Consider the following 23,195-nt stretch of genomic DNA (forward strand, 5'->3'; position numbering starts at 1 on the left):
GGGTCAGTCGCGCGTGAGCTTGCGGTACGTCGAGCGACCGGGCTTGTTCGCGTCCGGGCCGAGGCGCACGAGCTTGTTCTCCTCGTAGGCCTCGAAGTTGCCCTCGAACCAGTACCAGTTCGGGGTGCCGTCCTCGTTCAGGCCCTCCCACGCGAGGATGTGCGTCGCGATGCGGTCCAGGAACCAGCGGTCGTGGGTGATCACGACGGCGCAGCCCGGGAACTCGAGCAGGGCGTTCTCGAGGCTGCCGAGCGTCTCGACGTCGAGGTCGTTCGTCGGCTCGTCGAGGAGCAGCAGGTTGCCGCCCTGCTTGAGCGTGAGCGCGAGGTTCAGGCGGTTGCGCTCACCGCCGGAGAGCACGCTGGCCTTCTTCTGCTGGTCCGGGCCCTTGAAGCCGAACTGCGACACGTAGGCCCGGGACGGGATCTCGGTCTTGCCGACCTGGATGAAGTCCAGGCCGTCGGAGACGACCTCCCAGAGGTTCTTGTTCGGGTCGATGCCGCCGCGGCTCTGGTCGACGTAGGAGATGTCGACCGTCTCGCCGACCTTCAGCTGCCCGCCGTCGAGCGGCTCGAGGCCGACGATGGTCTTGAACAGCGTGGTCTTGCCGACGCCGTTCGGGCCGATGACGCCGACGATGCCGTTGCGCGGCAGGGTGAAGGACAGGCCGTCGATGATGACGCGCTCGCCGAACTGCTTGTGGAGCTTCTCGGCGTCGATCACCTGGGAGCCCAGACGCGGGCCGACCGGGATCACGATCTCCTCGAAGTCGAGCTTCCGCGTGCGCTCGGCCTCGGCAGCCATCTCCTCGTAGCGGGCCAGGCGCGCCTTCGACTTCGCCTGGCGCCCCTTCGAGTTGCTCCGGACCCACTCGAGCTCGCTCGACAGACGCTTCGCGAGCTTGGCGTCCTTCTTGCCCTGGACCTCGAGGCGCTCTCGCTTCTTCTCGAGGTAGGTCGAGTAGTTGCCCTCGTACGGGTAGAGACGGCCGCGGTCGACCTCGGCGATCCACTGCGCGACGTGGTCGAGGAAGTACCGGTCGTGGGTGACGGCGAGCACGGCGCCGGGGTACTTCGAAAGGTGCTGCTCGAGCCAGAGCACGGACTCGGCGTCGAGGTGGTTGGTGGGCTCGTCGAGGAGCAGCAGGTCGGGCTTCTCGAGGAGCAGCTTGCAGAGCGCGACGCGGCGCTTCTCACCGCCCGAGAGGTTGGCGATCTGCGCATCCGCCGGCGGGCACTGCAGTGCGTCCATGGCCTGCTCGAGCTGGGAGTCGAGGTCCCACGCGTCGGCAGCGTCGATCTCCTCCTGCAGGGTGCCCATCTCGGCCAGGAGCGCGTCGAAGTCGGCGTCCGGCTCGGCCATCTGCGCTGAGATCTCGTTGAAGCGGTCGAGCTTGCCCTTGATCGCGCCGACGCCCATCTGGACGTTCTCGAGCACGGTCTTGGACTCGTCGAGCTCGGGCTCCTGCATGAGGATGCCGACGGAGAAGCCGGGGGTCAGCTTCGCCTCGCCGTTGGACGGCTGGTCGAGACCCGCCATGATCTTCAGGATCGTCGACTTGCCCGCACCGTTCGGCCCGACGACGCCGATCTTGGCGCCGGGGAGGAACGACATCGTGACGTCGTCGAGGATCAGCTTGTCGCCGACCGTCTTGCGGGCGCGGACCATCTGGTAGATGTACTCAGCCATATCGGCGCAAGTCTACTGACCCCGGCGCGCCACCGCTCCCCCTGCGCCGCCACCGGACGGACTGGGTACCGGCGGTGCACGGCACGCTCGCCGATCCTCGCCGACGACCGGTCCTGCCGCGGTCCGCTCACGCGACGGCACGCGGTCCCTCGTCGGGGAAGGGCGCCCGCAGCGCGGTGGCGGCGGCGTCGTCCCCGTCGCCCGCTGCCGCGACGCGCGGATCCACGTCGCCGTCGCGCTCGACCCTGTCGAGCGACGGCGCCGATCCGTCGGCCGGGACGGGCACCGCGTGGTCGCCGGGCTCTCCGGGGACGCTCGCCAGGTGGTCGTCCTCCGGGACCGTGCCCGTGACCTCTCCCGTGTCCGGGTTCACCGTCGGCACCCCCGGCGGGACCCCGGGACCGGCGTTCGAGTCGCCGACGTGCCGCGGGACACGGATCCAGTTGCTGATGCCCCACGCGAGGTCGTGCCCGATGCCGTCGGCGTCGATCTCGACGGAGGTACCACCCCGTCCGTCGCGCTCCCACGCCCGGATCCGGACGCGCCCCGTCACGACGATCCGGTCACCCTTCTTCAGGGACTTGTGGACGTTCGCAGCGAGGGAGCGGAACGCGGTGACGGTGTACCAGTTGGTCGGGCCGTTGGTCCAGGACGAGGTGCTGCGCTCCCATCGTCGCGAGGGGGACGCCAGGCGCAGGCTCGAGATGGCGATGCCGGTGTCGGTGACGAGGTGGCGGGGTTCGGTCGCGACGATGCCGCAGACGGTGATCGTGTCGTTCATGACTCGATCGTGCGCGAGCCCCGGGACGCGGACGCGGCCCGGGGCTCGATCTGTGACCGACCATCTCGTCCAGGTGGGCTGTGGAGGAAGAGTCCCCCGAGCCTCCCGTCCGACCCGATCAGTGCGCGCGGAACTCGGGACGGTCCGCGAGGGGTCCGAGGGCCGCGTGGACCGCGCCCTTCGCGGACTCGAGCGACGGGTACGTCCCGCCCCTGCCACGCCGCCCGTAGAGCTCGACCTGGTACCCGTCCGGCGCGCGGTGGATGCTGCCGACCGCGCCCGCCGGACCGACGGCCACCCAGGTCCCGGTGTTGTCCATCATCGTTCGACCACCTCCTCGTGGCCCCGGCGCCCGCGTCTCAGGACGCCAGGATGTACTGACTGTAGGCCTTGCGGACCTTGTTCACCTTGGGCAGCGCGACCGCGAGGCAGTAGCCCTGTCCGGGGTTCTTCGCGAAGAAGTCCTGGTGGTACTCCTCCGCACGGAAGAACGTACCGAGCGGCTCGATCGTCGTCACGATGCCGCCGTCCCAGATGTCGGCTGCGCGCTGGACCGCCCGCTCGAACAGGGTCCGCTGCTCGTCGTCCGCCGGGAACATCGCCGAGCGGTACTGGGTGCCGACGTCCGCGCCCTGACGGTTCAGCTGCCGCGGGTCGTGGAGCGTGAAGAAGACGTCGAGCACGACGTCGGCCGGGATGACCGACTCGTCGAAGGTCACCGCGACCGCCTCGGCGTGACCGGTCGATCCGGTGCAGACGGCCTCGTACGTCGGATCGTCCGTCGCGCCGCCGGTGTACCCGGAGACCACGTCCTGCACGCCCTGCAGGGTCCGGTACACGGCGTCGAGGCACCAGAAGCATCCGCCAGCGAGCACGAAGGTCGTCATGTGCGACACGCTACCCTCCGTCGCTCCGGGCGCACGTCGGCGGGGTACGGCTCCTGCACAGGATCGGTCCCGTGTCGCCCGTCCCCGGACGGTCCATCACCCCCCTGCACTGTCGGTGGTCGGCCGTACCGTCGAACCAACGAGATCACGACAGACCAGCAGGAGGCACCCGTGCAGACGAGCACCGCACCAGCGTTCCGGATCCGTTCCACGCCGGTGGCACGCAGCCGTGGGGACCTCCGCGTGCTCGACGTGCGGGACGACCTCAGCCGGGTCACCCGCGCCAACGGCGAGATCGTCGGGTACGTCGACCGGGTGGACGTCGCCGGTGGCACGGCGTACCGTGCGCGTCGGTACGTCGCGACGGAGCGTCGGTTCGTCGAGCTGCCGAACGTCTGGTCCGCCGACGACGCCGTCGACTGCCTCCGCTGGGGCTGAGCCGCCGGGGACGGCCCACCGGAGACCGACCCGGCGAGGTCCGACTGGCCGACGTTCGACCCAGCGAGGTCCGACCCGCTGGCGTCCGACCCAGCGAGGTCCGACCCGCTGGCGTCCGACCCAGCGAGGTCCGACCCGCTGGCGTCCGACCCGGCGAGGTCTACCCGCCGACGTCCGACCCGGCGAGGTCCACCCGCCGGAGACGGACCGGTCGGAGACGGCCGGAGCGGCTCGCCGGACCGTCCGGCGGACACAGCTCGACGGAACGCCGATCGGCCTCCGCGGATCCGGGCCGAGCGCTGCGTAGGGTTCGCGCATGGACTGGTGGAACGACCTGACCGACTGGAGCGCATCCGACGAGGGCTGGCGCGTGCTGTCCGGCGCGATCATCCCCTTCGTCGCGATCGTCGTCGCCGGAGTGATCGCCGCGCTCATCGGGCGTGCGGCAGCGAAGCGCGTCGTCGCGCTCCACGATCGAGAGAGCCGCAACTCGGCGGTCGCGGGTGTGGTCAGCGCGGCGCGCAAGGCCTCGCGCTGGGGAGCGCTCGGACACGAGGAACGTGCCTACGCCGACCACCTCGCCGAGGACGCCGACGTCCGACTGCGCCTCCTGCCGGTGAGCGGTGCCCCGCTGGCCGCCGACTGGGTGCAGCACGAGCTCACCGACATCAAGCGGAACTCCTCCACCTTCACGTCGCAGGCGGACCAGTCCGTCGCCGAGCTCCGCGACCGCCTGCTCGAGTGGAACGCCCGCCCCGGTCGCGCCAAGAAACTGTTCAAGGCCGACCTCGAGCGGTGGAAGTTCGACTCGCCGGATCCGGACGCCGAACTCATCGCCCGCCAGCAGGACTGGAACGCCGGTCAGCAGCAGCGGTCGGCCGACACCGACGCCACCCCGTCACGCGCGACGCCGACCACGACCTCGCTCCGCCCGGCACCGCAGCAAAGCGGCGCTCCCGCCGGGGCCACGGCTCCTGCGAGCTCGGCGCCGGGAAGTCCGGCTCCGTGGTCGTCCGGCGCGACCACGGCCACGACGACCGATCAGGACGCCACCACCCCGATCGACGACGTGCGTGGTTCGTCCGACAACCGCACGCGGCCCTACGGCGATCGTGAGACCGTGCCGCTCGACGGCACGCCCGTGCGCCCGCAGCTGGGCTCGCCGATCGCGTCCGGACGCCCGGGCGCGGGCACGGCGCAGAACGCTCGGAACGACCTCGGCACCCGCGGCGTGGACACCTCCGATTCCGGCGAGGTCGACCCGACAGATCGTGACCACGGGGATCGCTCGGACGACCGGCCCTCTGCAGCGCCGAGCGTCGCGAGCCCGACCTCCGCCGACGCGCACGTGAACCGCGCCTCCGCTTCGGCGAGCGGGCTCGACCGTTCACCGGCGTCGAGCACGTCGTCAGGCGCACGAGCGGACGAGGACGAGGACGGGCACGAGGTTGCCTCGCCCTACACGCAGCCGATCAGCGCGAGCGAGCTCCGTCGGCGGGCATCCGACGACGACTGACCGTCCGACGCCACGACCACGAGAGGCCGCCATCCCGGGGGATGGCGGCCTCTCGTCGTGTGTGCCCCCGGCAGGAATCGAACCCGCGACACGGAGGGTAGAAACCACCTGCTCTATCCACTGAGCTACGGAGGCGAGCGGCGACGATTCTACCGCTGTCGGTCGACGGGCCGCTGCACCGGGCGGTCTGCACCGAGGACGCCCGGCGAGCAGCACGTCGCACATCCGGCACGAGCGGGCGGAACCGGCAGCACCCGACCGGCAGGGGCAGCAGGGAACGCCCGCCCGCGTCTCGCGAGCTCAGGCATGCGGACGCCGGCCCGACCCCGACCGGGCGAGTCCGCACGAGCGGGCGGAACCGGCAGCGCCCGACCGGCAGGGGCAGCAGGGAACGCCCGCTCGCGTCTCGCGAGCTCAGGCATGCGGACGCCGGCCCGACCCCGACCGGGCGAGCCGGCACGAGCGGGCGGAACCGGCAGCGCCCGACCGGCAGGGGCAGCAGGGAACGCCCGCTCGCGGAGCGAGGTTCTCCCGCTCGCGCCCGGCCGGGCTGTGAGCAGAGAGCGCCCTTCCGCCCGCGAGCAGCCGCTCGGACAGCGCGACCGGTCGGAACAGGTCAGGTCGGGTCGGGTCGGGCCGGGTCGCAGAGCGTTCGACGTCCGTCTGCCTGTCGTTCGTCTCAGGGTCACCGCTCCTCCGTACGGTCCGGGACATGCACTCCCGCGGACCAGGACCAGGACCAGGGGCAGGACCAGACCCCGGCCGCGGCCCCGGCGCCGTCGTGGCCATCGTCCCGGCCCGCGCGGGGTCGAAGGGGATCCCGGGCAAGAACCTCCGCACCGTCGGCGGTCGCTCGCTGGTGCGCCGCGCGGTCGACACCGCCCGCGCGACCCCGACGATCGACGCCGTGGTGGTCTCGACCGACGGTGACGCCATCGCCGAGGCGGCCCGCGACGCCGGCGCACTCGTCGTCCGACGTCCGCCCGAGCTCGCCGGCGACGAGGCCTCCTCGGAGTCCGCGCTCCTGCACGCGATCGACGCCCTGACCGCGGACGGCCGGACACCCGAGGTCGTGGTGTTCCTGCAGGCGACCTCCCCGTTCATCGACCCCGCCGACCTCGACGACGCGGTCCGACGTGTGCAGAGCGGCGTCGCGGACGTGGTGTTCGCGGCCACTCCGTCGCACGCCTTCCTCTGGCGCACCGCTCCGGACGGCAGCGCGCGCGCCGTGAACCACGACGCCGCCACCCGACCGCGCCGCCAGGACCGCGAGCCGGAGTACCGCGAGACGGGCGCCTTCTACGCCTTCCGCGCTGCGGCCCTGCGCGCGCACGGTCACCGCTTCCACGGACGGGTGGAGCTCGCGGTCACCGACCCGCGGACGGCGATCGACGTCGACGACCTCCACGACCTCGAACTCGCCGACGCCCTCGCGGTCGAGCACGACGCGGCGCACATGCACGAGCACCAGCACGACGCGGCGCGCATGCACGAGCACCAGCACATGCACGAACACCAGCACGCGCACGCGCACGCGCACGACGCGGCGCACACGCACGAGCACCAGCGCGAGCACGAGCACGAGCCGACACCCACGCACGAACACCAGCGCACGCCCGCCCCCGCACCCGAACCCGCACCCGCACCGAACGGAGCACCATGACCGTCACCATCGGCACCTCGACCATCGGCGCCGGCAACCCCGCCTACCTGATCGGCGAGATCGGGCTCAACCACAACGGCGACGTCGACATAGCGAAGCGACTCATCGACGTCGCCGCCGACGCCGGCCTGCAGGCGGTCAAGTTCCAGAAGCGCACGCCGGAGATCGCCACGCCGGAGCACATGAAGGCCACCACGCGGAGCACCCCCTGGGGCGAGATGACCTACCTGGAGTACCGGTACCGCGTCGAGTTCAACCGCGAGCAGTACATCGAGATCGGCGACCACGCCACGCTCCGCGGCCTCGACTGGTTCGCCTCGCCGTGGGACGAGCCGAGCGTCGACTTCCTCGAGGACCTCAACGTCGTCGCGTACAAGATCGCCTCGGCGTCGGTCACCGACCTCGGCCTCCTGCGCGCCGTCGCGGCGACCGGCAAGCCGGTGATCCTGTCGACCGGGATGTCCACGCTGGAGCAGATCGACCGCGCGGTCGAGACCCTCGGAACAGCCCGGCTCGTCCTCATGCACGCCACGTCGACCTACCCGATGCCCGCAGAGGAGGCCAACCTCCGCATGATCGACACCCTCGCCCTGCGCTACGCCGGTGTGCCGGTCGGCTACTCGGGGCACGAGCCCGGTCTGCAGATCTCGCTCGCCGCGGTGGCCCTCGGCGCCTCGGCCGTCGAGCGGCACATCACCCTCGACCGCACCATGTGGGGGTCGGACCACGCGGCGTCCCTCGAGCCGCACGGACTGCAGACCCTGGCCCGCGACGCGCGCGTCATCGAGACCGCGCTGGGCGACGGGATCAAGCGGATCTTCCCCGGTGAGCAGGCTCCGATGGCGAAGCTCCGCCGCGTCGGCGCCTGACCCGTCGCGTGCACGAGCGGGCAGAACCGGCGGGGACCGCACCCACACGAGCGGGCAGGACCGGCGAGCGGGCGGAACCGGCGGAGGCCGCACCCACGCGAGCGGGCAGAACCGGCGAGCGGGCGGAACCAGCGGGGACCGCACCCACGCGAGCGGGCAGAACCGGCGAGCGGGCGGAACCGGCGGGGACCGCTCGACGCGGGTCGACGGTCGGACGGGAGGCGCGCCTCCCGTCCGACCCGCCGCCCCGCGCCCGTCGCGTGGTCGGCCTGGTCGACACCGACTCCTTCGCGAAGTGGGGTGCACACCTGCTCGCCACGGCTCCGGCGCACTGGCGCCTCGAACTCCTCGTCGTGGCGACCCCGCGGTCGGCGAGTCCCACGCAGCTGACGGCGGCCTTCCGCGGGCTCGATGCGCGACTGCAGCACCTGGCCGCACGGCCTCCCGAGCCGGTCCCGGTCGATGCGATCGTGCGACAGCTGCGCGACGACCCGCCGGATGCGGTCCTCGTGGCGTGCATCGGACCGGTCGCCGAACTCGTGATCGACCAGGTCCACCGGCGGGTCCGGCGCCGGCCGGTGCTGCTGACCGGCCTGCCGGGGATCTCGTTCCCGGCGAAGTGGAAGGGCGTGTTCTTCCGCGCACGGGCCGACCTCTTCGTGCTGCACAGCCACCGCGAGGTGCGTGCCTACCGCGACCTCGCCCGAGCGGGCGGAACCGACCCCCACTTCGCGCTCGCGACGCTCCCCTTCGCCCGCTCGGCGGTCGGTGGCGCAGTCGACGGGCGCACGGACGGCGTGCGTGACGCGGTGGTGTTCGCCGCGCAGCCGAGCGTCCCCGCCGACGAACTCGATCGGCGCCGGATCGTCGGCTGGCTCGTGGAGACGGCGCTGCGGCACCCGGAGTGGCGCGTGGTCGTGAAGGTCCGGGCGGCGTCGGGCGAGCACCAGACCCACCGCGAGCAGTACCCCTACCCGGTGCTGCTCCCCGCCGACGCTCCGCCGAACCTCGTGGTCGCGAGCGGGCCGATGGCGCAGCACCTCGACCGCGCGGTCGCCCTGGTCACGGTGAGCTCGACCGCCGTGCTCGAGGCGGTGGCCCGCGGCGTGCCGGCGCTCACCCTGACGGACTTCGGCGTCTCGAGGACGCTCATCAACGAGGTCTTCGTGGACAGCGGCCTCGAGGGCGACGCGACCGACCTGGTGGCGGGGCGCTTCGGCACCGTCCGACCCGAGTGGCGGCACGACAACCACTTCCACCCGCCCACCGACGACGACTGGGTCGACCGGGCGGAGTCGCTCATGCGCGCCCGGGACGACGGGACGCTCGTGGACCGACCGGCCGCTCGGCGGAGCCGGGGCGGGGCGCTCCGTCGGGCCTGGGAGCGGAAGAACGCCCTCGGGTCGGACGATCGTTCGGTGCTCGGCGTGGTCGCGCTCGGGCTCGGGACCCCGGTGCGGGCGGCGAAGCGCGTGCTCCGACGGCTCCGCGGACTGGTCCAACCGACACCGGTGTCGACGGCGGTCGTCGGGCCGCCGCGGTCGCAGCGCGACCGAGTGCCGGCCGAGCCGTCGCGGTCGCAGCGCGACCGAGTCCCGGCCGGGCCGCCGCCGCGGGGGTGAGGCACCCGGACCGCCCCGCACCACGGACGTGTCCGGTGCGCCGGTAGGCACCCGCCTGCCTGAGGCGAGCACCGTGGCGGACGCACGCCGCGCCGCCCGGCCGGCGAGGGCAGCAGCGCGACGGGCGGGGCGGAGGGGGCCGCGCCTCCAGTCCGGGTCAGAGCGCCTTCGCGACCGCCACCAGCAGCTGGTCCCGCGAGGGGACGCCCGGCGAACGGAAGACCTCGGCTCCGTCGTCGCGCCGCACGATGATCGTGGGGGTCGAGCGGATGCCGAGGTCCTCTGCGGTGTCGGAGTGGGCCGCGACGTCGCGTTCCGTGACCCGGAGCCCGGGGACGAGCGCCGCCGCCTCACCGGTCACGCGGCGGGCGGCTGCGCACGGGGCGCAGAAGGCGGAGGTCCAGAGGTCGAGCTGCACGGGACGGTGCAACGCGCGCGGCCGGGGGTCTACTCCCGGTCGAACTCGCCGCTGCGGTCGCCGCGGTCCTGCAGGTCGTCGACCGGGTCGGAGTCCGCGGCGTCGTACTCGTACTCGACGGAGGTCTGGTCGAGCACCTGCCGGGTCTTCGTGGCCTTGTAGGTGAAGGCCGTCTGCAGGCCCTCGACGTCCGCGTACACCGTGACCTCGTCGTCGACCGCGTCGCTCGTGGCGGTACGGGTGTCGGTCGTGCCGTCGAAGGGACCGCCGTGGAAGATCGCGGTGTACTCGTCGCCCTCGTGGATGGTGATGTCGCTCATGCGTCCCTTGTACCAGGGGCGCCCTGTTGACGGATGCATAGCACCGCTATATAGTTCAGCTATGGAACCAACACGGGCGCAGGCGCTGGAGACGCTCGTCGTCTCCGTCAACCGCCTGGTCCGCGCTGCGGCGCGGGCCTCCGGAGACGCGACCTCGGCCGCGGTCTGGCGCACGCTCGGCATCCTCGAGACCGAACAGCCGCTCCGCCTCGGTGAACTCGCCGCCGCGTCGCGTGTGGCCCAGCCCACCATGACCCGGATCGTCTCCGGGATGCTCGCCGACGGACTGCTCACGCGTACCGTCGACCCCGACGACTCCCGCGGCCAGCTCATCGAGCTCACCGACACCGGGCGCGAGCGGCTCCTCACCTGGCGCGCGACCATCGCCGACTCGGTCGGGGCGGTCTTCGCCGACCTCGACGACGACGACTGGGACGTCCTGCGTGACGCCGCCGCGATCATCGCCTCGCGCACCAGCACGAACCCCACCAGAACGGAGATCCCCGCGTGAACGCCCACGCACCCGCTGCGTCCGGCAGCATCCTCAAGCAGTCGTCCGCCGTCTGGGCGATCGCGTTCGCCTGCGTCGTCGCCTTCATGGGCATCGGCCTCGTCGACCCGATCCTCCCCGCCATCGCCACCTCGTTGCAGGCAACGGCAGCGCAGACCGAGCTGCTCTTCACGAGCTACCTCGCCGTCACCGGCGTCGCGATGTTCTTCACCAGTTGGGTGTCGAGCCGCATCGGCGCGAAGAACACGCTGCTCATCGGCCTCGCGCTCATCGTCGTGTTCTCCGTGCTCGCGGCGACCTCGGGCAGCGTCTGGAACATCATCGGCTTCCGCGCCGGGTGGGGCCTGGGCAACGCGCTCTTCATCTCCACCGCACTCGCGACCATCGTCGGGGCGGCATCGGGCGGCACGGCCTCGGCGATCATCCTGTACGAGGCAGCGCTCGGTCTGGGCATCGCCGTGGGACCGCTCGTGGGCGGGCTGCTCGGATCGGTGAGCTGGCGCGGGCCGTTCTTCGGCGTCACGACGCTCATGGCCGTCGCGTTCATCGCCGTCGTCACGCTGCTCAAGTCCTCGGGGCTCGAGAAGCCGACGCCGACGAAGCTCTCGGCACCCTTCCGGGCGCTCGGACGGCCGGCACTCGCTGCCCTCGCCGTGACCGCGCTCTTCTACAACATCGGCTTCTTCGTGCTGCTGGCCTACACGCCGTTCCCGCTCGGCTTCGGCGCGCTCGGCATCGGCTTCACGTTCTTCGGCTGGGGTGTCGGCCTCGCCGTCACCTCGGTGTGGGTGGCCCCGATGCTCACCGCACGGCTACGCCGCACGACCGTCCTGAAGATCGCGCTGCCGCTGCTCGCCCTCGACCTGTTCGCCGCGGCGGTCGTCGTGACCTCGCAGGTCGGGCTGATCATCTGCGTGATCATCGGTGGGCTCGTGCTCGGCGTCCTGAACACGGTGCTCACCGAGTGCGTGATGGAGGCGACCGACCTCCCCCGCTCGGTCGCGTCGAGCGCCTACTCGGCGGTCCGCTTCATCGGTGGTGCGATCGCTCCGCCAGTGGCGACGCTGCTGGCGGACGAGTTCGCCCCTTCGGCGGCGTACGTCTTCGCCGGGGTGTCCGTCGCGATCGCGTTCGTGGTCGTGGTGCTGACCACGAAGGTGCTGCGGCGGGTCGATGACGGCGCGGAGCCGGAGCGCGTCGAGGCCGAGGCGATCTCTGCGGGCGAGATGGTCTGAGCGCTCCCCGCTCGCGCCGGGCGGGAACTGCGAACGGACTCCGGTCCGGTCGTGGTTCCCGCCCGTTCGTCGTGTGCGGCGGGGCGGAGCGGCGTCCGTCCGGCGGGGTGGGCGGTGGCGGACCTGAAGCTGGTGCTGGTGCTGGTTCGGGATTGGGCTGGGCTGGGGCTGGGGCTGGTGCTGGGGCTGGGGCTGGGGCTGAGTCGGTACGAGGAGCGCCGGTCGGGCGCGTGCCGGCGATCGGGCGGAATCCCCGGGACGGCACGGGGCGGCACGGGACGGCACGCCTCGGCGAACGGGCGGGATCGGCAGGGCCGGGCGGCGCGCGCGACCGGTTCCGCCCGCTCGACCGACCCGAGGGCGTCGTTGGCCGACCGCCGGACCATGGGCGAGCCTCCAGTCCGAGTGGCGCACCAACGCCGGGGTCGGCGCTGGGGCGCGAGACGCCCACGTCGGTGAGCGGGCGGATCCGGCACTCGGGACTCCCTGTCCGAACCCGTTCCGCCCACTCGCAGGGCCCGGACCGACCAGCTTGGCCCGGCGGCCCGGATCACGCCCGGCGGACGAGCCCCGTCACGAACGGGCGGAACCGGGCACCTCTGCGGCGCACGCCTGCAGGTTCCGCCCGCTCACGGCACGCGCTCGTTCCGCCCGCTTGCAGGACCCGGCCCGACCGGCCCGGAGGCACGGATCACGCCCGGCGGACGAGCCCCGTCGCGAACGGGCGAATCCGGGCACCTCTGCGGCCCACGCCTGCAGGTTCCGCCCGCTCGCGGCGCGCGCTCGTTCCGCCCACTCACAGGGCCCGGACCGACCGGCCTGGCCCGGCCTGGCCCGGCCTGGAGGCACGGATCACGCTCGGTGGACGAGTCCCGTCGCGAACGGGCGGAACCGGGCACCTCTGCGGCGCACGCTTGCCGGTTCCGCCCGCTCACGACACGCGCTCGTTCCGCCCGCTCGCAGGGCCTGGATTGGCCCGGCTTGGCCCGGCCTGGAGGCACGGATCACGCCCGGCGGACGAGCCCCGTCGCGAACGGGTGGATCCGGATCCCCTGTGCGGCGCACGCTTGCAGGTTCCGCCCGCTCACGGCGCGCGCTCGTTCCGCCCGCTTGCAGGACCCGGCCCGACCGGCCCGGAGGCACGGATCACGCCCGGCGGACGAGTCCGGTCGCGAAGGGGCGGAACCGGTCCCCCTGTGCGGAGCACGCCTGCGGGTTCCGCCCGCTCACGGGCGCCGGGTGAGCAGCCCTACCGTCCCACCCCGCCCCTCCACAGCCGCGCACCGAGGGTCGGGAGCGTCACAGGCGCGGAATAGGATCGGGGGCATGGCAACTGCGAACGACCGCCTCGTCTGGATCGACTGCGAGATGACGGGCCTCGACCTCGGGGTCGACGAGCTCGTCGAGGTGGCCGTCGTCATCACTGACTTCGACCTCGTCCCCGTGCACCAGGGCTTCGACATCGTGATCAAGCCGGACCAGTCCGCGCTCGACAACATGAACGAGTTCGTGACGAACATGCACACGACGTCGGGCCTGCTCGAGGAGATCCCGCACGGCGTCTCCCTCGCGGACGCCGAGTTCCAAGTGCTCGAGTACATCCTCCAGCACGTCCCGGCCGAGGGCAGCGCTCCGCTGGCGGGCAACACGATCGGGACGGACCGCGCCTTCCTGTCGAAGTACATGCCCCGCGTCGACGGGCACCTGCACTACCGCAGCGTGGACGTGTCGAGCATCAAGGAACTCTGCCGTCGCTGGTTCCCGCGCGTGTACTTCAACGCACCGGAGAAGCACGGCGGTCACCGCGCCCTCGCGGACATCCTCGAGTCGATCCGCGAGCTCGAGTACTACCGCCGCGCGGGCTTCGTCGCCGAGCCCGGCCCGACCACCGAGGACGTCCGCGCCGTCGCAGCCGAGGTCGTCGAGCGCTGGGAGCCCCGACTCGCACAGCCGACCGCAGAGTAGGTACGGGCACGACCACCCGGCAGTGATGAGTCGGCGCGTCAGCACGGAGGTGACGGCGACACGCCTGGTCAGAGGAGCCTCCGGCATGTACTACTATTGAGTGGTCGCGCCGGTCCGCCAGCGTGTACGTGGTGGGTATAGCTCAGTTGGTAGAGCGCCTGGTTGTGGTCTAGGAGGTCGCGGGTTCGAGACCCGTTACTCACCCCAGTTCGTGAAGGCCCCGTCCGAGAGGACGGGGCCTTCGTCGTTCTCCGATACCGATGTGTCACGATCGACCTCGTGATGGAGATGTCCGCCGATGCGTTCGAGCAGCTCGTGACCGACGAGCTCGACCTGCTGCCCGACGAGATGGTCGACGGGCTCGACAACGTGGTGTTCGTCGTCGAGGACGAACCGGAGGACGGCTCCGACCTGTTCGGCATCTACGAGGGGGTCGCCGCGACCGAGCGCGGGCAGTACGGGTTCGGCGAGCTGCCGGACCGGATCGTGGTGTTCCGGAAGCAGCACCTGGAGGAGTGCGACACCGTCGAGGAGCTCCGCGACGAGGTGCACACCACGCTCGTCCACGAGATCGGGCACTTCTACGGCATCGACGACGCCCGGCTGCACGAACTCGGCTGGGCGTAGCGCAGGGGTCGACCGAGTCTCGCGCTGAGCGACGCTTCGCGGGCGAACGAGCGCCAGAACCGTCGCTGAGCGCGAGACGTGCGGCAGCGCCAGACTCGCGGCAGCGCCGGACTCGCGGCAGCGCCAGACTCGCGGCAGCGCGAGGCTCGGTGGGCAAGCAGCACGCAGCACGCAGCACGCAGCACGCAGCACCCGCGTCCGCCCCGCCCCGCCGTCAGAACCGCGTCGGTCCCACCTCGTGGTACCGCTCCCACGCATCGACCGGCCCCCGCCCGTGCAGCACGTACTCCCCCACGAGCCGCTCCTTGTACACGGCCGGGTTGTGCGACGCCACGACCCGGGCGTTCCGCCAGTGCCGGTCGAGCCCTCGGGTCCGGTCCGCCGCCGAGGCCCCGCCGACCTCGAACAACTCCGTGGCCGCCCGCAGCACCCGCGGCCCGACCTCGACCTGCGCCTGGTACACGGCGTTCTCCGCCCGGTCGAGCAGCGCGTGGTCGACGCCGACCCCCGGCACGTTCGTCGCCAGGACCCCGTCGAGCAGCCCGGCCGCCGCCACGACGAGCGACCGAGCCGTGAACGCCCCGGCCGACAGGCGCCCGAGCACGGCGAGCACCTGCGGGTCGTCCCCCGGCACCGCCGCGTTCGCGTGGATGTACGTCCGCGTCCGCGGCCGGACGAACGCCACCGCATCGTCGACGACGGCCTGCCCGATCCCCGCGAGGACCGCCAGCAGGTACAGCTGGTAGAAGGCCTGGATGTGCGACAGCGGAGCGTCCCGGTACGCCGAGATCACGGACTCGTCGACCGCGACGCCGTCGAAGACCGTCGTCCCCGAGGCGGTGAGCCGCTGCCCGAACCCGTTCCAGTCGTCGATCCCGGTGACGCCGGGCGCGTTCGTGGGCACCGCGAAGGTCACCCGCTCGCCGTCGCGGTCCGCCGCCAGGCAGATCCAGTCGGCGTAGAGGGTGCCGGTCGAGTAGAACTTCCGCCCGTCGAGCCGCCACGTCCCGTCGGCGTCGGGCGCGACGGTCGTCGAGATGTCGGCGAGCGTGGTTCCGGTCCGCTCCGAGGTCGCGTTGCCCACGACCGCCCCGTCGACGATCCGCTGCAGCCACTCGTCACGACCGGGCGAATCCGGACGCAGGAGCACGAGTTCGGTGTACCCGAAGTGCCCGCGCCACAGATGCGCGATGTTCGAGTCCGCCGCCGCGAGGTCCGCCACCAGGTGCGCCAGCTCCACGAGCGTCACCCCGGACCCGCCGCGGTCCTCGGGCACGCGGAGTCGACCGAAGCCCGCTTCCGCCAGCGCCCGCACCTCGGCGTGCGGCAGCTCCCGCTCCCCCGGCGTCCCGGACGCCAGCTCGCGCCCGACGGCCCCCTCGCGGATGCGGTCGAAGACCGGGGCGAAGTGGTCCCGCAACGTCGCGAGCCGGTCGGTCTGGAGGCGCGGAGCAGCCCCGCCGGTCGTCGTCGCGTCGGTCACGCGCTCACCTCCACGGCGTCACGTGCGTCCTCGCCGCCCGTCACGCCGGTCCCGCTGGCCCCGCCCGAGAACGCGCCACGCCAGCGCCGGGCCGGGTGCGATCCCGGCAGCTGCGCGTGACCGAACAGCTTCTCGCGGAGCGTGCCCTCCCGGTACTCGGACTGCATGAGCCCACGCTCCTGCAGGGTCGGCGCGATGTGGTCGACGAACTCCTCGTACGAGCCGGGCAGCGTCCAGTTGATGACGTTCACCCCGTCGACCCCGACGCGCTGCCACGCGGCGAGCTCGTCGGCGATCTGCTCGGGCGTCCCGACGACGCGGGCACGGAGCTTGGCGGACAGCCGGGCCAGGTCGGCGATGGTCGGCTCGCGGTCGCCGGCGGCCTCGCGGAGCCACTGCAGGTGCGACTGGCCGGCGTGGGTCCGGACCTCGGACAGCGGCGTCGCGGGGTCGAGCGGCTCGCCGGTGTCGGGGTCGAAGCCGAGGTTCGAGTGCACGAGGAAGCCGTCGGCCGCGAGGTACTCGTCGATCTCCGCCTCCTTGGCCTTCGCCTCGGCCTCGGTGGCCCCCGTGACGAAGGTCAGGCCGAGGAAGAACGCGATGTCCTCGCGGCGTCGACCGGCTGCGGCGGCGAGGTCGCGGGTCTCGCGGATGAGCTGCTCGGTGGCGTCGCGGTTCGACGTGAGGATGAACTGCGCCTCGGCGTTCCGCGCGGCGAAGGCCCGGCCGGCCGGCGAGGACCCCGCCTGGAACAACACCGGCGTGCGCTGCGGCGACGGGGCGCTGAGGTGCGGCCCCTGCACGTCGTACCGCTTCCCGTGGTGGTCGATGCGGTGCACCTTCTCCGGGTCGGCGTACCCGCGCACCGGGTCCTTGAGGACGGCGCCGTCGTCCCACGACCCCTCCCAGAGCTTCGCGCAGACCTCGAGGTACTCCTCGGCCCAGGCGTAGCGCTCGTCGTGCTCCTCGAGCCGGTCGGCACCGAAGTTCCGGGCCGCGCTGTCGAGGGCGCTCGTGACGACGTTCCAGCCGATGCGGCCGCGGGTGATGTGGTCGAGGGTCGAGACCTTGCGGGCGAAGTCGAAGGGGTGCGCCTGGATGACGCTCGAGGTGAACGCGAGGCCGAGGTGCTCCGTGGACACGGCGAGCGCGGAGAGCAGCACGGACGGGTCGTTCGAGGGGATCTGCAGGCCCTCGCGGAGGTTGGTCGCGTAGTCGCCACGGGCGGGGCCGTACGTCCCGACTACGTCCGCGAAGAACATCGCGTCGAACTTCCCGCGTTCGAGCGTCTTCGCGAGGTCGGTCCACAGCGTCACGTCGTCGAAGTCGGCCTGGCGCGCGTCCGGGTGTCGCCAGAGGCCGTGCTGGATGTGCGACGTCGTGTTCATGACGAAGGCCGCGAAGCGCAGCGGACGGGTCGGTGCATCGCTCATGCCCCCATGCTCCCCGGGGAGGCCGCTCCGACGGTCATGACGTGACCTCGCGTTACGGGCGGTGTTCCGTCGCGGCCGGGCGGCGACCATGCTCCTGGGTCATGCCGACCCAGACGACCGCAGCCGCGCCTCCCGTCCGTCCCACCGATCCGTCGACGAACGCGACCCGACGTCGCGTCGCCCTCGCGTCGTTCGTCGGGACGACCGTCGAGTACTACGACTTCTACCTGTACGCGACGGCCTCGGCGCTCGTCTTCGCCCCCACCTTCTTCCCGTCCGTGACGCCCGCCGTGGGCGTGATCGCGTCGTTCGCGACCTACGGCGTCGGGTTCGTCGCACGGCCGCTCGGCGGCATCGTCGCCGGGCACCTGGGTGACCGGATCGGGCGGAAGAAGCTGCTCGTCGCGTCGCTCGTGCTCATGGGGATCGCGTCGACCCTCATCGGGGTGATCCCCTCTGCGGCGACGATCGGCGTCGGGGCGGTCGTCGCGCTCGTGGTCCTGCGGCTGCTGCAGGGTGTCGCCGCGGGTGCCGAGTGGGGCGGGTCGGCGCTGCTGTCGGTCGAGCACGCGCCGGTGCGGCACCGAGGGCTGTTCGGCGCGTTCACGCAGATGGGGTCGGCGGGCGGGATGCTCCTGGCGACCGGGGTGTTCACGCTCGTCCGGACGGTGCTCGGCAACGAGGCGTTCCTGGCGTGGGGCTGGCGACTGCCGTTCCTGTTCTCGGCGGTGATCGTCGCGGTCGGACTCGTCATCCGGCTCGGTGTCCAGGACGCCCCGGTGTTCCAGGAGCTGCGCGCGTCCGGTGGTGTCGAGCGCTTCCCGGTGTGGCAGGCGGTCCGCCGACACGGGCGGTCGATCCTGGTGACCGCCGGGCTGCGACTCGTGCAGCCGGCGCTGTACTCGATCCTGACGACCTACTCGCTGACCTACCTCGGCGCGAAGCGCGGCGAGGAGGGCTCGGCGGCGGGCCTGCAGACGGTGCTCGTGATCTCGGCGGTGTCGCTCGTGTCGACGCCGTTCTGGGGGTGGCTGTCGGACCGGATCGGGCGCCGGCCGCTCGCGATCGGGTCGGCGGTCGGGATCGCGGTGCTGATCTGGCCGTTCTTCGCGTTCCTCGACGCGGGGCCGCTCGTGCTGCTGCCCCTCGTGGCACTGATCGGCATGAGCGTGTTCCACGACAGCATCTACGGGCCGCAGGCGGCGTGGTTCGCGGAGCAGTTCCCGACGGGCCGGCGCTACTCGGGGATGAGCCTCGGGTACCAGATCGGGTCGATCTTCTCGGTGGGGCTGACGCCGTTGCTCGCGGCGGTGTTCGTCGAGGTGGGCGGGGGCTCGCCGTGGATCCTGTGCACGTACCTCGGGGTGTACGCGGTGCTCTCGGTGGTGGCAGCGGTGTTCGCGGAGGACCCGGTGCGCGACGCGCGGCGGGGCTCGCCCGGTGCCGGTGCCGAAGTCGGGAGCCGAGTCTCGGGCTGAGCGACCGTGCTTACGCTCCCGGCCGCGAGGAGTGTCGGTGAGCCCGAGTCTCGCCGGCAGCGGCGCGGGCGCGCGGGCGGGCGGGCGGGCGCGGGCGGGCGCGCGCGGGCGCGGACGCGCGGCTAGGTCCGCACGACCACGTCGGCGAGCGCACGCGGTTCCTCGGCGGCGATGAACGCCCGCTCCTGCGCCGCCCAGCGCTCCCACTCGCGGGCGAACACCTCGCCGTCGCGGCCGATCGCCCGGTCGCGTCGGACCTCGTCGTCGGCCTCGAGCCACACCCGGAGCGTCGCGAGCGGTGCGGACGCCCGGGAGACCGCGCCGCACCCCTCGACCACCAGCGGCGCGTCCGGCTCGATCGACACCCACGAGGTGGGCTCGGACCGCTCCCAGTCCCACCGCCGGTACCCCGACGGCGGCCCGAGCACGTCCGACACCACCGCGTCGGAGGCCGCCCGCAGCCCGTCCCACCCGGGGTAGACGTCGTCGAGGTGCACGACTCCGGCGCCGAGCCGTGCCGCGAGGGCATCACCGAGCGTGGTCTTGCCGGTCCCCGAGCGTCCGTCGACCAGGACGACGAGCCGACCTCCGGTGGCGGCAGCAGCCCCGGCGGCGGCAGCGGCGAGCCCCTCGACGAGCGCCGCGTCGGGTGCCGAGGGCCCGGTGGGGCCGGTGGTCACGAGTCCGCCGGGTCCCGAGCCGAGCGCCGCCGCCCCGGTGGTCACGACGGGTGCGGGCCGCCCGTCCTCAGGCACGCCAGCTCCTGAGAGCCACGGCGACGGCGATCGACACGACCCCGATGCCCACCAGAACGGCGAGCACCGCCCACTCCGGTCCCGCGAACCGTGCAGGCCGCGCCCACGTCCGCGGACCGGGAGCGCCGAACCCGCGCGACTCCATCGCCACCGCCAGGGTCGTCGCCCGTCGGAGCGCGAGCACGAGCAGGGCGAACGCCATCGACGCCCCGCGCCGCAGACGTCCGTGGTCGGCGAGCCCCCGCGCTCGTCGCGCCATCGCGAGCTGACGCCAGTCCTCGCCGAGCAGGGTCGTCATCCGGACCGCGGCCAGGGCCCCGAGCACGAACCGCGCCGGCAGCCGCAGCAGCTGTGCGAGCCCGTCCGCCAGATCGGTCGGGTCGACCCCCACGAAGAGCAGGACCGCCGGCAGCCCGACCGCGAGCACGCGCAGCGCCGTCGCCAACGCGAGCGTCAGTGACCCGTCGGTGACGTGCGCGAAGCCGAGGTCGAACCACTCCCGCCCGGAGGGCCGTCCGTACAGCGCGATGCTCAGCGCCGTCAGGGGCACGGCGACGAGCACCGGCGACGCCCGCAGCAGCAGGGTCCGCGGTGGGATCCGGAGCACCGGCAGGAGCAGCAGCTCCAGCGCGAGCGCGACCGTCGCGGACACGACGTCGAGGCTCGTCACGAGGCACACACCGAGCGCGAGCACGCCGAGCATCGCCGCCACGGGTTGGATGCCGGCGATCCCGCGTCGGGTCCGGCCGGGAGGCGCGGCTCGGCCGCCCCCGTCGGCCTGCGTGGTCGCGGTGGTCACCGGGGCACCTCCGTGGTCGGTCGGGTCAGGTCGGCACCGTCCGCCGTGTCGGCCCGAGCGTCCGCCGACGACTCGTCGCCGCCACCGCTCGTCCCGGGTTCGGCCCGAGCGTCCGCCGACGACTCGTCGCCGCCACTCGTCGTCGACGCGGGGTGCGCGCCGTCTGCGGCGAGCACGACCTCGTCCGCGTCGAGCGCGCGGACGAGGTCACGGTCGTGGGTCACCACGACGAGCGCCGTCCCCGCGTCCGCCGTCGCCCCGAGCAGGTCGACCACGGCCTGCCAGGTCGCGCGGTCCTGCCCCGAGGTCGGCTCGTCCAGCACGACCACCGGCGGCCTCGAGGCGACGACGGCGCCGATCGCGAGCCGCCGCTGCTCGCCACCGGACAGCGTGAACGGGTTGGCGTCGGCGAGGTGCCGCAACCCGAACCGGTCGAGGAGGTCCTCCACCCGTTCGTCCGCGTCCGGCAGGCCGAGCGCGCGCGGACCGGCGGCGAGCTCCTCGCGGACGCTCCGTGCGACGAACTGGTGTCCGGGGTCCTGGAACACCGTGCCGATCCGGGACGCGAGCTGTCGACTCGTCCAGCGGTGCGGCTCGGCACCGGCGTCCCCGGCCAGCGCCGGCGTCGCCCGGAGTGTGCCGCCCGCGGGTCGCAGGAGTCCCGCGAGGGTGAGGCCGAGCGTCGACTTGCCGACGCCGTTCGGTCCGGTGACCGCGAGGACCCGGCCGCGCCGCACCCCGAGGTGGATGTCGCTGCCGACGCGGGTGCCGCCCGTGCGTCGGAGGATGCTCCCGCGCGCGGTCGCGAGTCCCAGTGCCTCGAGCAGCACCGCTCCCCCGTCGAACGGGCGGAACGTGCCATCGTCGAGCGGTGCACCCGGTGCGGTTCCGCCCGCCCGCGACGGACGGAGGTCCGCGCGCGACGGATGGACGTCCGATCGAGACGGAGCGCCGGCCCCTCGCGACGTGCCACCACCCCCTGGCGTCGCACCTCCGTCGCGCGACGGACCGCCGCCCGCTCGGGACGAGCCCCGGGCCGGTCCGGCGCCCGGCACCCAGACGCCGGCCGCGGTCAGGGCAGCCCCGTGCTCGGCGAGCACCGTCGCCGGAGCACCGTCCGCCACGACACCGCCGCCCGGCGCGAGCAGCACGAGGCGGTCGACCAGGTCGAGCCAGGTTCCGATCCGGTGCTCGACCACGAGCATGGTCGCGCCGGTCGCATCGAGCAGTGCCCGGACGGCGCTGTGGACCTGCGCCACCCCCTCGGGATCGAGGTTGGCGCAGGGCTCGTCGAGCACGAGCACGCCCGGACGCATCGCGAGCACCCCCGCGAGCGCCAGACGCTGCCGCTGCCCGCCGGAGAGTCGGCTCGTGGACCGGTCGAGCGGCAGGTCGAGTCCGACGACCCCGAGCGCGTGCCTGACCCGTTCCCAGGTCTCGGCTCGGGGCACCCCGGTGTTCTCGCACCCGAACGCGACGTCGTCGCCGATCCGCGACATCACCGTGTGGGCCTCCGGGTCCTGCATGACGAGGCCGACGCGCCCGCGGACCGCGCGGGGGTCGGCGTCGTCGACCAGGACCGAGCCCTGCACGGCGGCCGCGGTGTCGTCGTCGGGGTCGGGCTCGTCGGCCAGGACCGCCGCCACCGCGCGGAGTACCGTCGACTTGCCGGCGCCCGAGGGACCGACGACCGCGACCCGCTCGCCCGGCTCGACGACGAGGTCCAGGCCACGGACCGCCCAGGCGTCCCGCCCGGCGTACCGCCAACCCCAGTCACGGAAGGCGACGCGCGCCGCCCCCGAGGACGACACGGTCGTCACCGGGCGGCGCGGGACCCGCGCTCGGCCTGCTCGGCGGCAGGCGTCGTGGTGTCGGTGGCCACCGCGTCCGCCGAGGTCGTCCGCGAGTCCTGCGACCGTCGGGCGTGCTCACGCCCCGCTGCGAACGAGGAGAGCACCCCGGTCGCGGCGAGCGCCCGCACGAGCAGCCACGAGCCGAGTCCGGCGATCACGGCGCCGGACACCACGGCGGACACGACGTAGACGGTCTTGAAGGCCGCGTCGAGCCCCGGGTACCAGAGCACCGTGTCGTTGATGCCGAGGGCGAGGCCGGCGGCGGCACCGGCGAGCACGACGACCGGCAGGCGGTACGCCCGGTACAGGAACAGTGCGAGCACGAGCTCGGCACCGAGGCCCTGCACCAGACCGGCCTCGAGCGTCAGCCACCCCCACTGGGTGCCGAGCAGCGCCTCGACACTGGCGGCGACCATCTCGGCGTAGAGCGCGGCGCCGGGCTTCCGGACGACGATCGCGACGACCGGTCCGGCGAGCAGCCAGACCCCGCCGAAGAGCGCCTGGGTGCCCGGCAGGACCAGACCGGCGACGGCGCTGATCGGCTCGTAGCCGAACTCCCAGAGCTTGAAGACGACACCGATCGCGACGGCGAGGACGCTGGCGACGACGATGTCGACGACCCGCCAGCGCAGCGAGCGCTTCGGAGCGGTGGACGGTACTGCGGACTGCGTGGTTGCAGGCATGGTTGCTGACTCCTCCCTGCGCCGGCATGACCCGGATCAGGTTCGACGGTCGGAGCGCCGTTCGCTCCCTCTCAGCCCGGCGGTCCCGGACTCCCGTGTGTGTGGCAGCAGTCTAGACGCGGTCACGTCCCGTGACGCGCCCACGTGACGGACGGGAGGCCCGTGGCGGC

General features: G+C 73.0%; 22 protein-coding genes, 2 tRNA genes, 1 pseudogene and 1 riboswitch. Of the genes and pseudogenes, 11 read left to right on the forward strand and 14 right to left on the reverse strand.

Translation table 11 applies throughout. The features are described from left to right. Positions 1–3: 3 nt before the first annotated feature. The 4 genes from ettA to msrA all read right to left on the reverse strand — a co-directional run bounded on the left by ettA (position 4) and on the right by msrA (position 3,357). A complete protein-coding gene (gene ettA / locus QUG98_RS00945; protein WP_289468782.1) occupies positions 4–1,689 on the reverse strand; it encodes an energy-dependent translational throttle protein EttA in 1,686 nt (561 codons plus the stop codon). A gap of 127 nt (positions 1,690–1,816) precedes the next feature. Further along, positions 1,817–2,470 (reverse strand): single-stranded DNA-binding protein, encoded by a 654-nt coding sequence (locus QUG98_RS00950; protein ID WP_289468783.1) that lies wholly within the window; start codon positions 2,468–2,470, stop codon positions 1,817–1,819. A gap of 118 nt (positions 2,471–2,588) precedes the next feature. Beyond that, entirely contained in the window at positions 2,589–2,792 is a 204-nt protein-coding gene (locus tag QUG98_RS00955) for a methyltransferase (RefSeq protein WP_289468784.1), read from the reverse strand. Between the two features lie 37 nt (positions 2,793–2,829). Beyond that, a complete protein-coding gene (gene msrA / locus QUG98_RS00960; RefSeq protein WP_289468785.1) occupies positions 2,830–3,357 on the reverse strand; it encodes a peptide-methionine (S)-S-oxide reductase MsrA in 528 nt (175 codons plus the stop codon). Between the two features lie 171 nt (positions 3,358–3,528). Here msrA and QUG98_RS00965 point away from each other — a divergent pair, with 171 nt between their 5' ends. Then, positions 3,529–3,795: a hypothetical protein gene (locus tag QUG98_RS00965; protein WP_058727618.1), complete on the forward strand. Its 267-nt coding sequence runs from the start codon at positions 3,529–3,531 to the stop codon at positions 3,793–3,795. Positions 3,796–3,872: 77 nt separating this feature from the next. Here the strand turns inward: QUG98_RS00965 and QUG98_RS16560 are convergent. Further along, positions 3,873–4,148, reverse strand: a pseudogene (locus tag QUG98_RS16560) (pentapeptide repeat-containing protein); the annotation flags it as partial. Between QUG98_RS16560 and QUG98_RS00970 the strand changes: the two are divergent. Beyond that, positions 4,112–5,311, forward strand: coding sequence for a hypothetical protein (locus tag QUG98_RS00970; RefSeq protein WP_289468786.1), 1,200 nt, complete (start codon positions 4,112–4,114; stop codon positions 5,309–5,311). The pseudogene QUG98_RS16560 and the gene QUG98_RS00970 sit on opposite strands and share 37 nt — an antisense overlap. Positions 5,312–5,373: 62 nt before the next feature. On the opposite strand, the gene QUG98_RS00975 is transcribed toward QUG98_RS00970, so the two are convergent. Next, a tRNA-Arg gene (locus QUG98_RS00975) sits at positions 5,374–5,446 on the reverse strand. 646 nt (positions 5,447–6,092) lie between these two features. Here QUG98_RS00975 and QUG98_RS00980 point away from each other — a divergent pair. The 3 genes from QUG98_RS00980 to QUG98_RS00990 all read left to right on the forward strand — a co-directional run bounded on the left by QUG98_RS00980 (position 6,093) and on the right by QUG98_RS00990 (position 9,465). Further along, positions 6,093–6,974 carry an acylneuraminate cytidylyltransferase family protein gene (locus QUG98_RS00980; RefSeq protein WP_289468787.1) on the forward strand — a complete coding sequence of 294 codons (882 nt, stop codon included), beginning with the start codon at positions 6,093–6,095 and terminating at the stop codon, positions 6,972–6,974. Further along, positions 6,971–7,843, forward strand: a complete 873-nt coding sequence (locus QUG98_RS00985; protein ID WP_289468788.1) for an N-acetylneuraminate synthase family protein — start codon at positions 6,971–6,973, stop codon at positions 7,841–7,843. Before QUG98_RS00980 ends, QUG98_RS00985 begins: the two co-directional genes overlap by 4 nt. A 260-nt stretch (positions 7,844–8,103) precedes the next feature. Then, positions 8,104–9,465, forward strand: a complete 1,362-nt coding sequence (locus QUG98_RS00990) for a DUF6716 putative glycosyltransferase (protein WP_289468789.1) — start codon at positions 8,104–8,106, stop codon at positions 9,463–9,465. Positions 9,466–9,622: 157 nt separating this feature from the next. Here QUG98_RS00990 and QUG98_RS00995 read toward each other — a convergent pair whose 3' ends face one another. Further along, positions 9,623–9,883: a thioredoxin family protein gene (locus QUG98_RS00995; protein WP_289468790.1), complete on the reverse strand. Its 261-nt coding sequence runs from the start codon at positions 9,881–9,883 to the stop codon at positions 9,623–9,625. A gap of 29 nt (positions 9,884–9,912) precedes the next feature. Next, positions 9,913–10,203, reverse strand: coding sequence for an oligoribonuclease (locus QUG98_RS01000; protein WP_126892530.1), 291 nt, complete (start codon positions 10,201–10,203; stop codon positions 9,913–9,915). A 61-nt stretch (positions 10,204–10,264) separates the two neighbouring features. Between QUG98_RS01000 and QUG98_RS01005 the strand changes: the two genes are divergently transcribed. The 5 genes from QUG98_RS01005 (at position 10,265) to QUG98_RS01025 (ending at position 14,541) form a co-directional block, all read left to right on the forward strand. Beyond that, a complete protein-coding gene (locus tag QUG98_RS01005) occupies positions 10,265–10,714 on the forward strand; it encodes a MarR family winged helix-turn-helix transcriptional regulator (protein ID WP_289468791.1) in 450 nt (149 codons plus the stop codon). Further along, a complete protein-coding gene (locus QUG98_RS01010) occupies positions 10,711–11,949 on the forward strand; it encodes an MFS transporter (protein WP_289468792.1) in 1,239 nt (412 codons plus the stop codon). Before QUG98_RS01005 ends, QUG98_RS01010 begins: the two co-directional genes overlap by 4 nt. 1,326 nt (positions 11,950–13,275) lie before the next feature. Then, positions 13,276–13,914 carry an oligoribonuclease gene (gene orn / locus QUG98_RS01015; RefSeq protein ID WP_289468793.1) on the forward strand — a complete coding sequence of 213 codons (639 nt, stop codon included), beginning with the start codon at positions 13,276–13,278 and terminating at the stop codon, positions 13,912–13,914. A gap of 131 nt (positions 13,915–14,045) precedes the next feature. Beyond that, a tRNA-His gene (locus QUG98_RS01020) sits at positions 14,046–14,121 on the forward strand. 75 nt (positions 14,122–14,196) lie between these two features. Beyond that, positions 14,197–14,541 carry a metallopeptidase family protein gene (locus QUG98_RS01025; RefSeq protein ID WP_289469179.1) on the forward strand — a complete coding sequence of 115 codons (345 nt, stop codon included), beginning with the start codon at positions 14,197–14,199 and terminating at the stop codon, positions 14,539–14,541. A 214-nt stretch (positions 14,542–14,755) separates the two neighbouring features. Here the strand turns inward: QUG98_RS01025 and QUG98_RS01030 are convergent, their stop codons facing one another. Together QUG98_RS01030 and QUG98_RS01035 are read right to left on the reverse strand one after the other, a co-directional pair. Next, positions 14,756–16,024 carry an acyl-CoA dehydrogenase family protein gene (locus QUG98_RS01030; RefSeq protein WP_289468794.1) on the reverse strand — a complete coding sequence of 423 codons (1,269 nt, stop codon included), beginning with the start codon at positions 16,022–16,024 and terminating at the stop codon, positions 14,756–14,758. Beyond that, positions 16,021–17,457, reverse strand: coding sequence for an LLM class flavin-dependent oxidoreductase (locus QUG98_RS01035; protein ID WP_289468795.1), 1,437 nt, complete (start codon positions 17,455–17,457; stop codon positions 16,021–16,023). Before QUG98_RS01035 ends, QUG98_RS01030 begins: the two co-directional genes overlap by 4 nt. Before the next feature lie 101 nt (positions 17,458–17,558). On the opposite strand from QUG98_RS01035, the gene QUG98_RS01040 reads away from it, so the two are divergent. After that, a complete protein-coding gene (locus tag QUG98_RS01040; protein ID WP_289468796.1) occupies positions 17,559–18,935 on the forward strand; it encodes an MFS transporter in 1,377 nt (458 codons plus the stop codon). A 122-nt stretch (positions 18,936–19,057) separates the two neighbouring features. On the opposite strand, the gene QUG98_RS01045 is transcribed toward QUG98_RS01040, so the two are convergent. From QUG98_RS01045 to QUG98_RS01060, 4 genes are all read right to left on the reverse strand, one after another. After that, positions 19,058–19,690 carry a nucleoside/nucleotide kinase family protein gene (locus QUG98_RS01045; RefSeq protein WP_289468797.1) on the reverse strand — a complete coding sequence of 211 codons (633 nt, stop codon included), beginning with the start codon at positions 19,688–19,690 and terminating at the stop codon, positions 19,058–19,060. Continuing rightward, positions 19,683–20,489 (reverse strand): energy-coupling factor transporter transmembrane component T family protein, encoded by an 807-nt coding sequence (locus QUG98_RS01050; RefSeq protein WP_289468798.1) that lies wholly within the window; start codon positions 20,487–20,489, stop codon positions 19,683–19,685. Before QUG98_RS01050 ends, QUG98_RS01045 begins: the two co-directional genes overlap by 8 nt. Then, the gene (locus tag QUG98_RS01055; protein WP_289468799.1) at positions 20,486–22,309 is read right to left on the reverse strand and encodes an ABC transporter ATP-binding protein; all 1,824 of its coding nucleotides are present in this window, start codon (positions 22,307–22,309) and stop codon (positions 20,486–20,488) included. Before QUG98_RS01055 ends, QUG98_RS01050 begins: the two co-directional genes overlap by 4 nt. Further along, the gene (locus QUG98_RS01060) at positions 22,306–23,025 is read right to left on the reverse strand and encodes an ECF transporter S component (protein ID WP_289468800.1); all 720 of its coding nucleotides are present in this window, start codon (positions 23,023–23,025) and stop codon (positions 22,306–22,308) included. The genes QUG98_RS01055 and QUG98_RS01060 overlap by 4 nt, the downstream gene beginning before the upstream one ends. Beyond that, a riboswitch (TPP riboswitch) is annotated at positions 23,021–23,132 on the reverse strand. It overlaps the preceding gene by 5 nt. Positions 23,133–23,195 lie beyond the last annotated feature (63 nt).

This window comes from Curtobacterium subtropicum, assembly GCF_030362975.1.
Taxonomy (GTDB): Bacteria; Actinomycetota; Actinomycetes; order Actinomycetales; family Microbacteriaceae; genus Curtobacterium; species Curtobacterium subtropicum.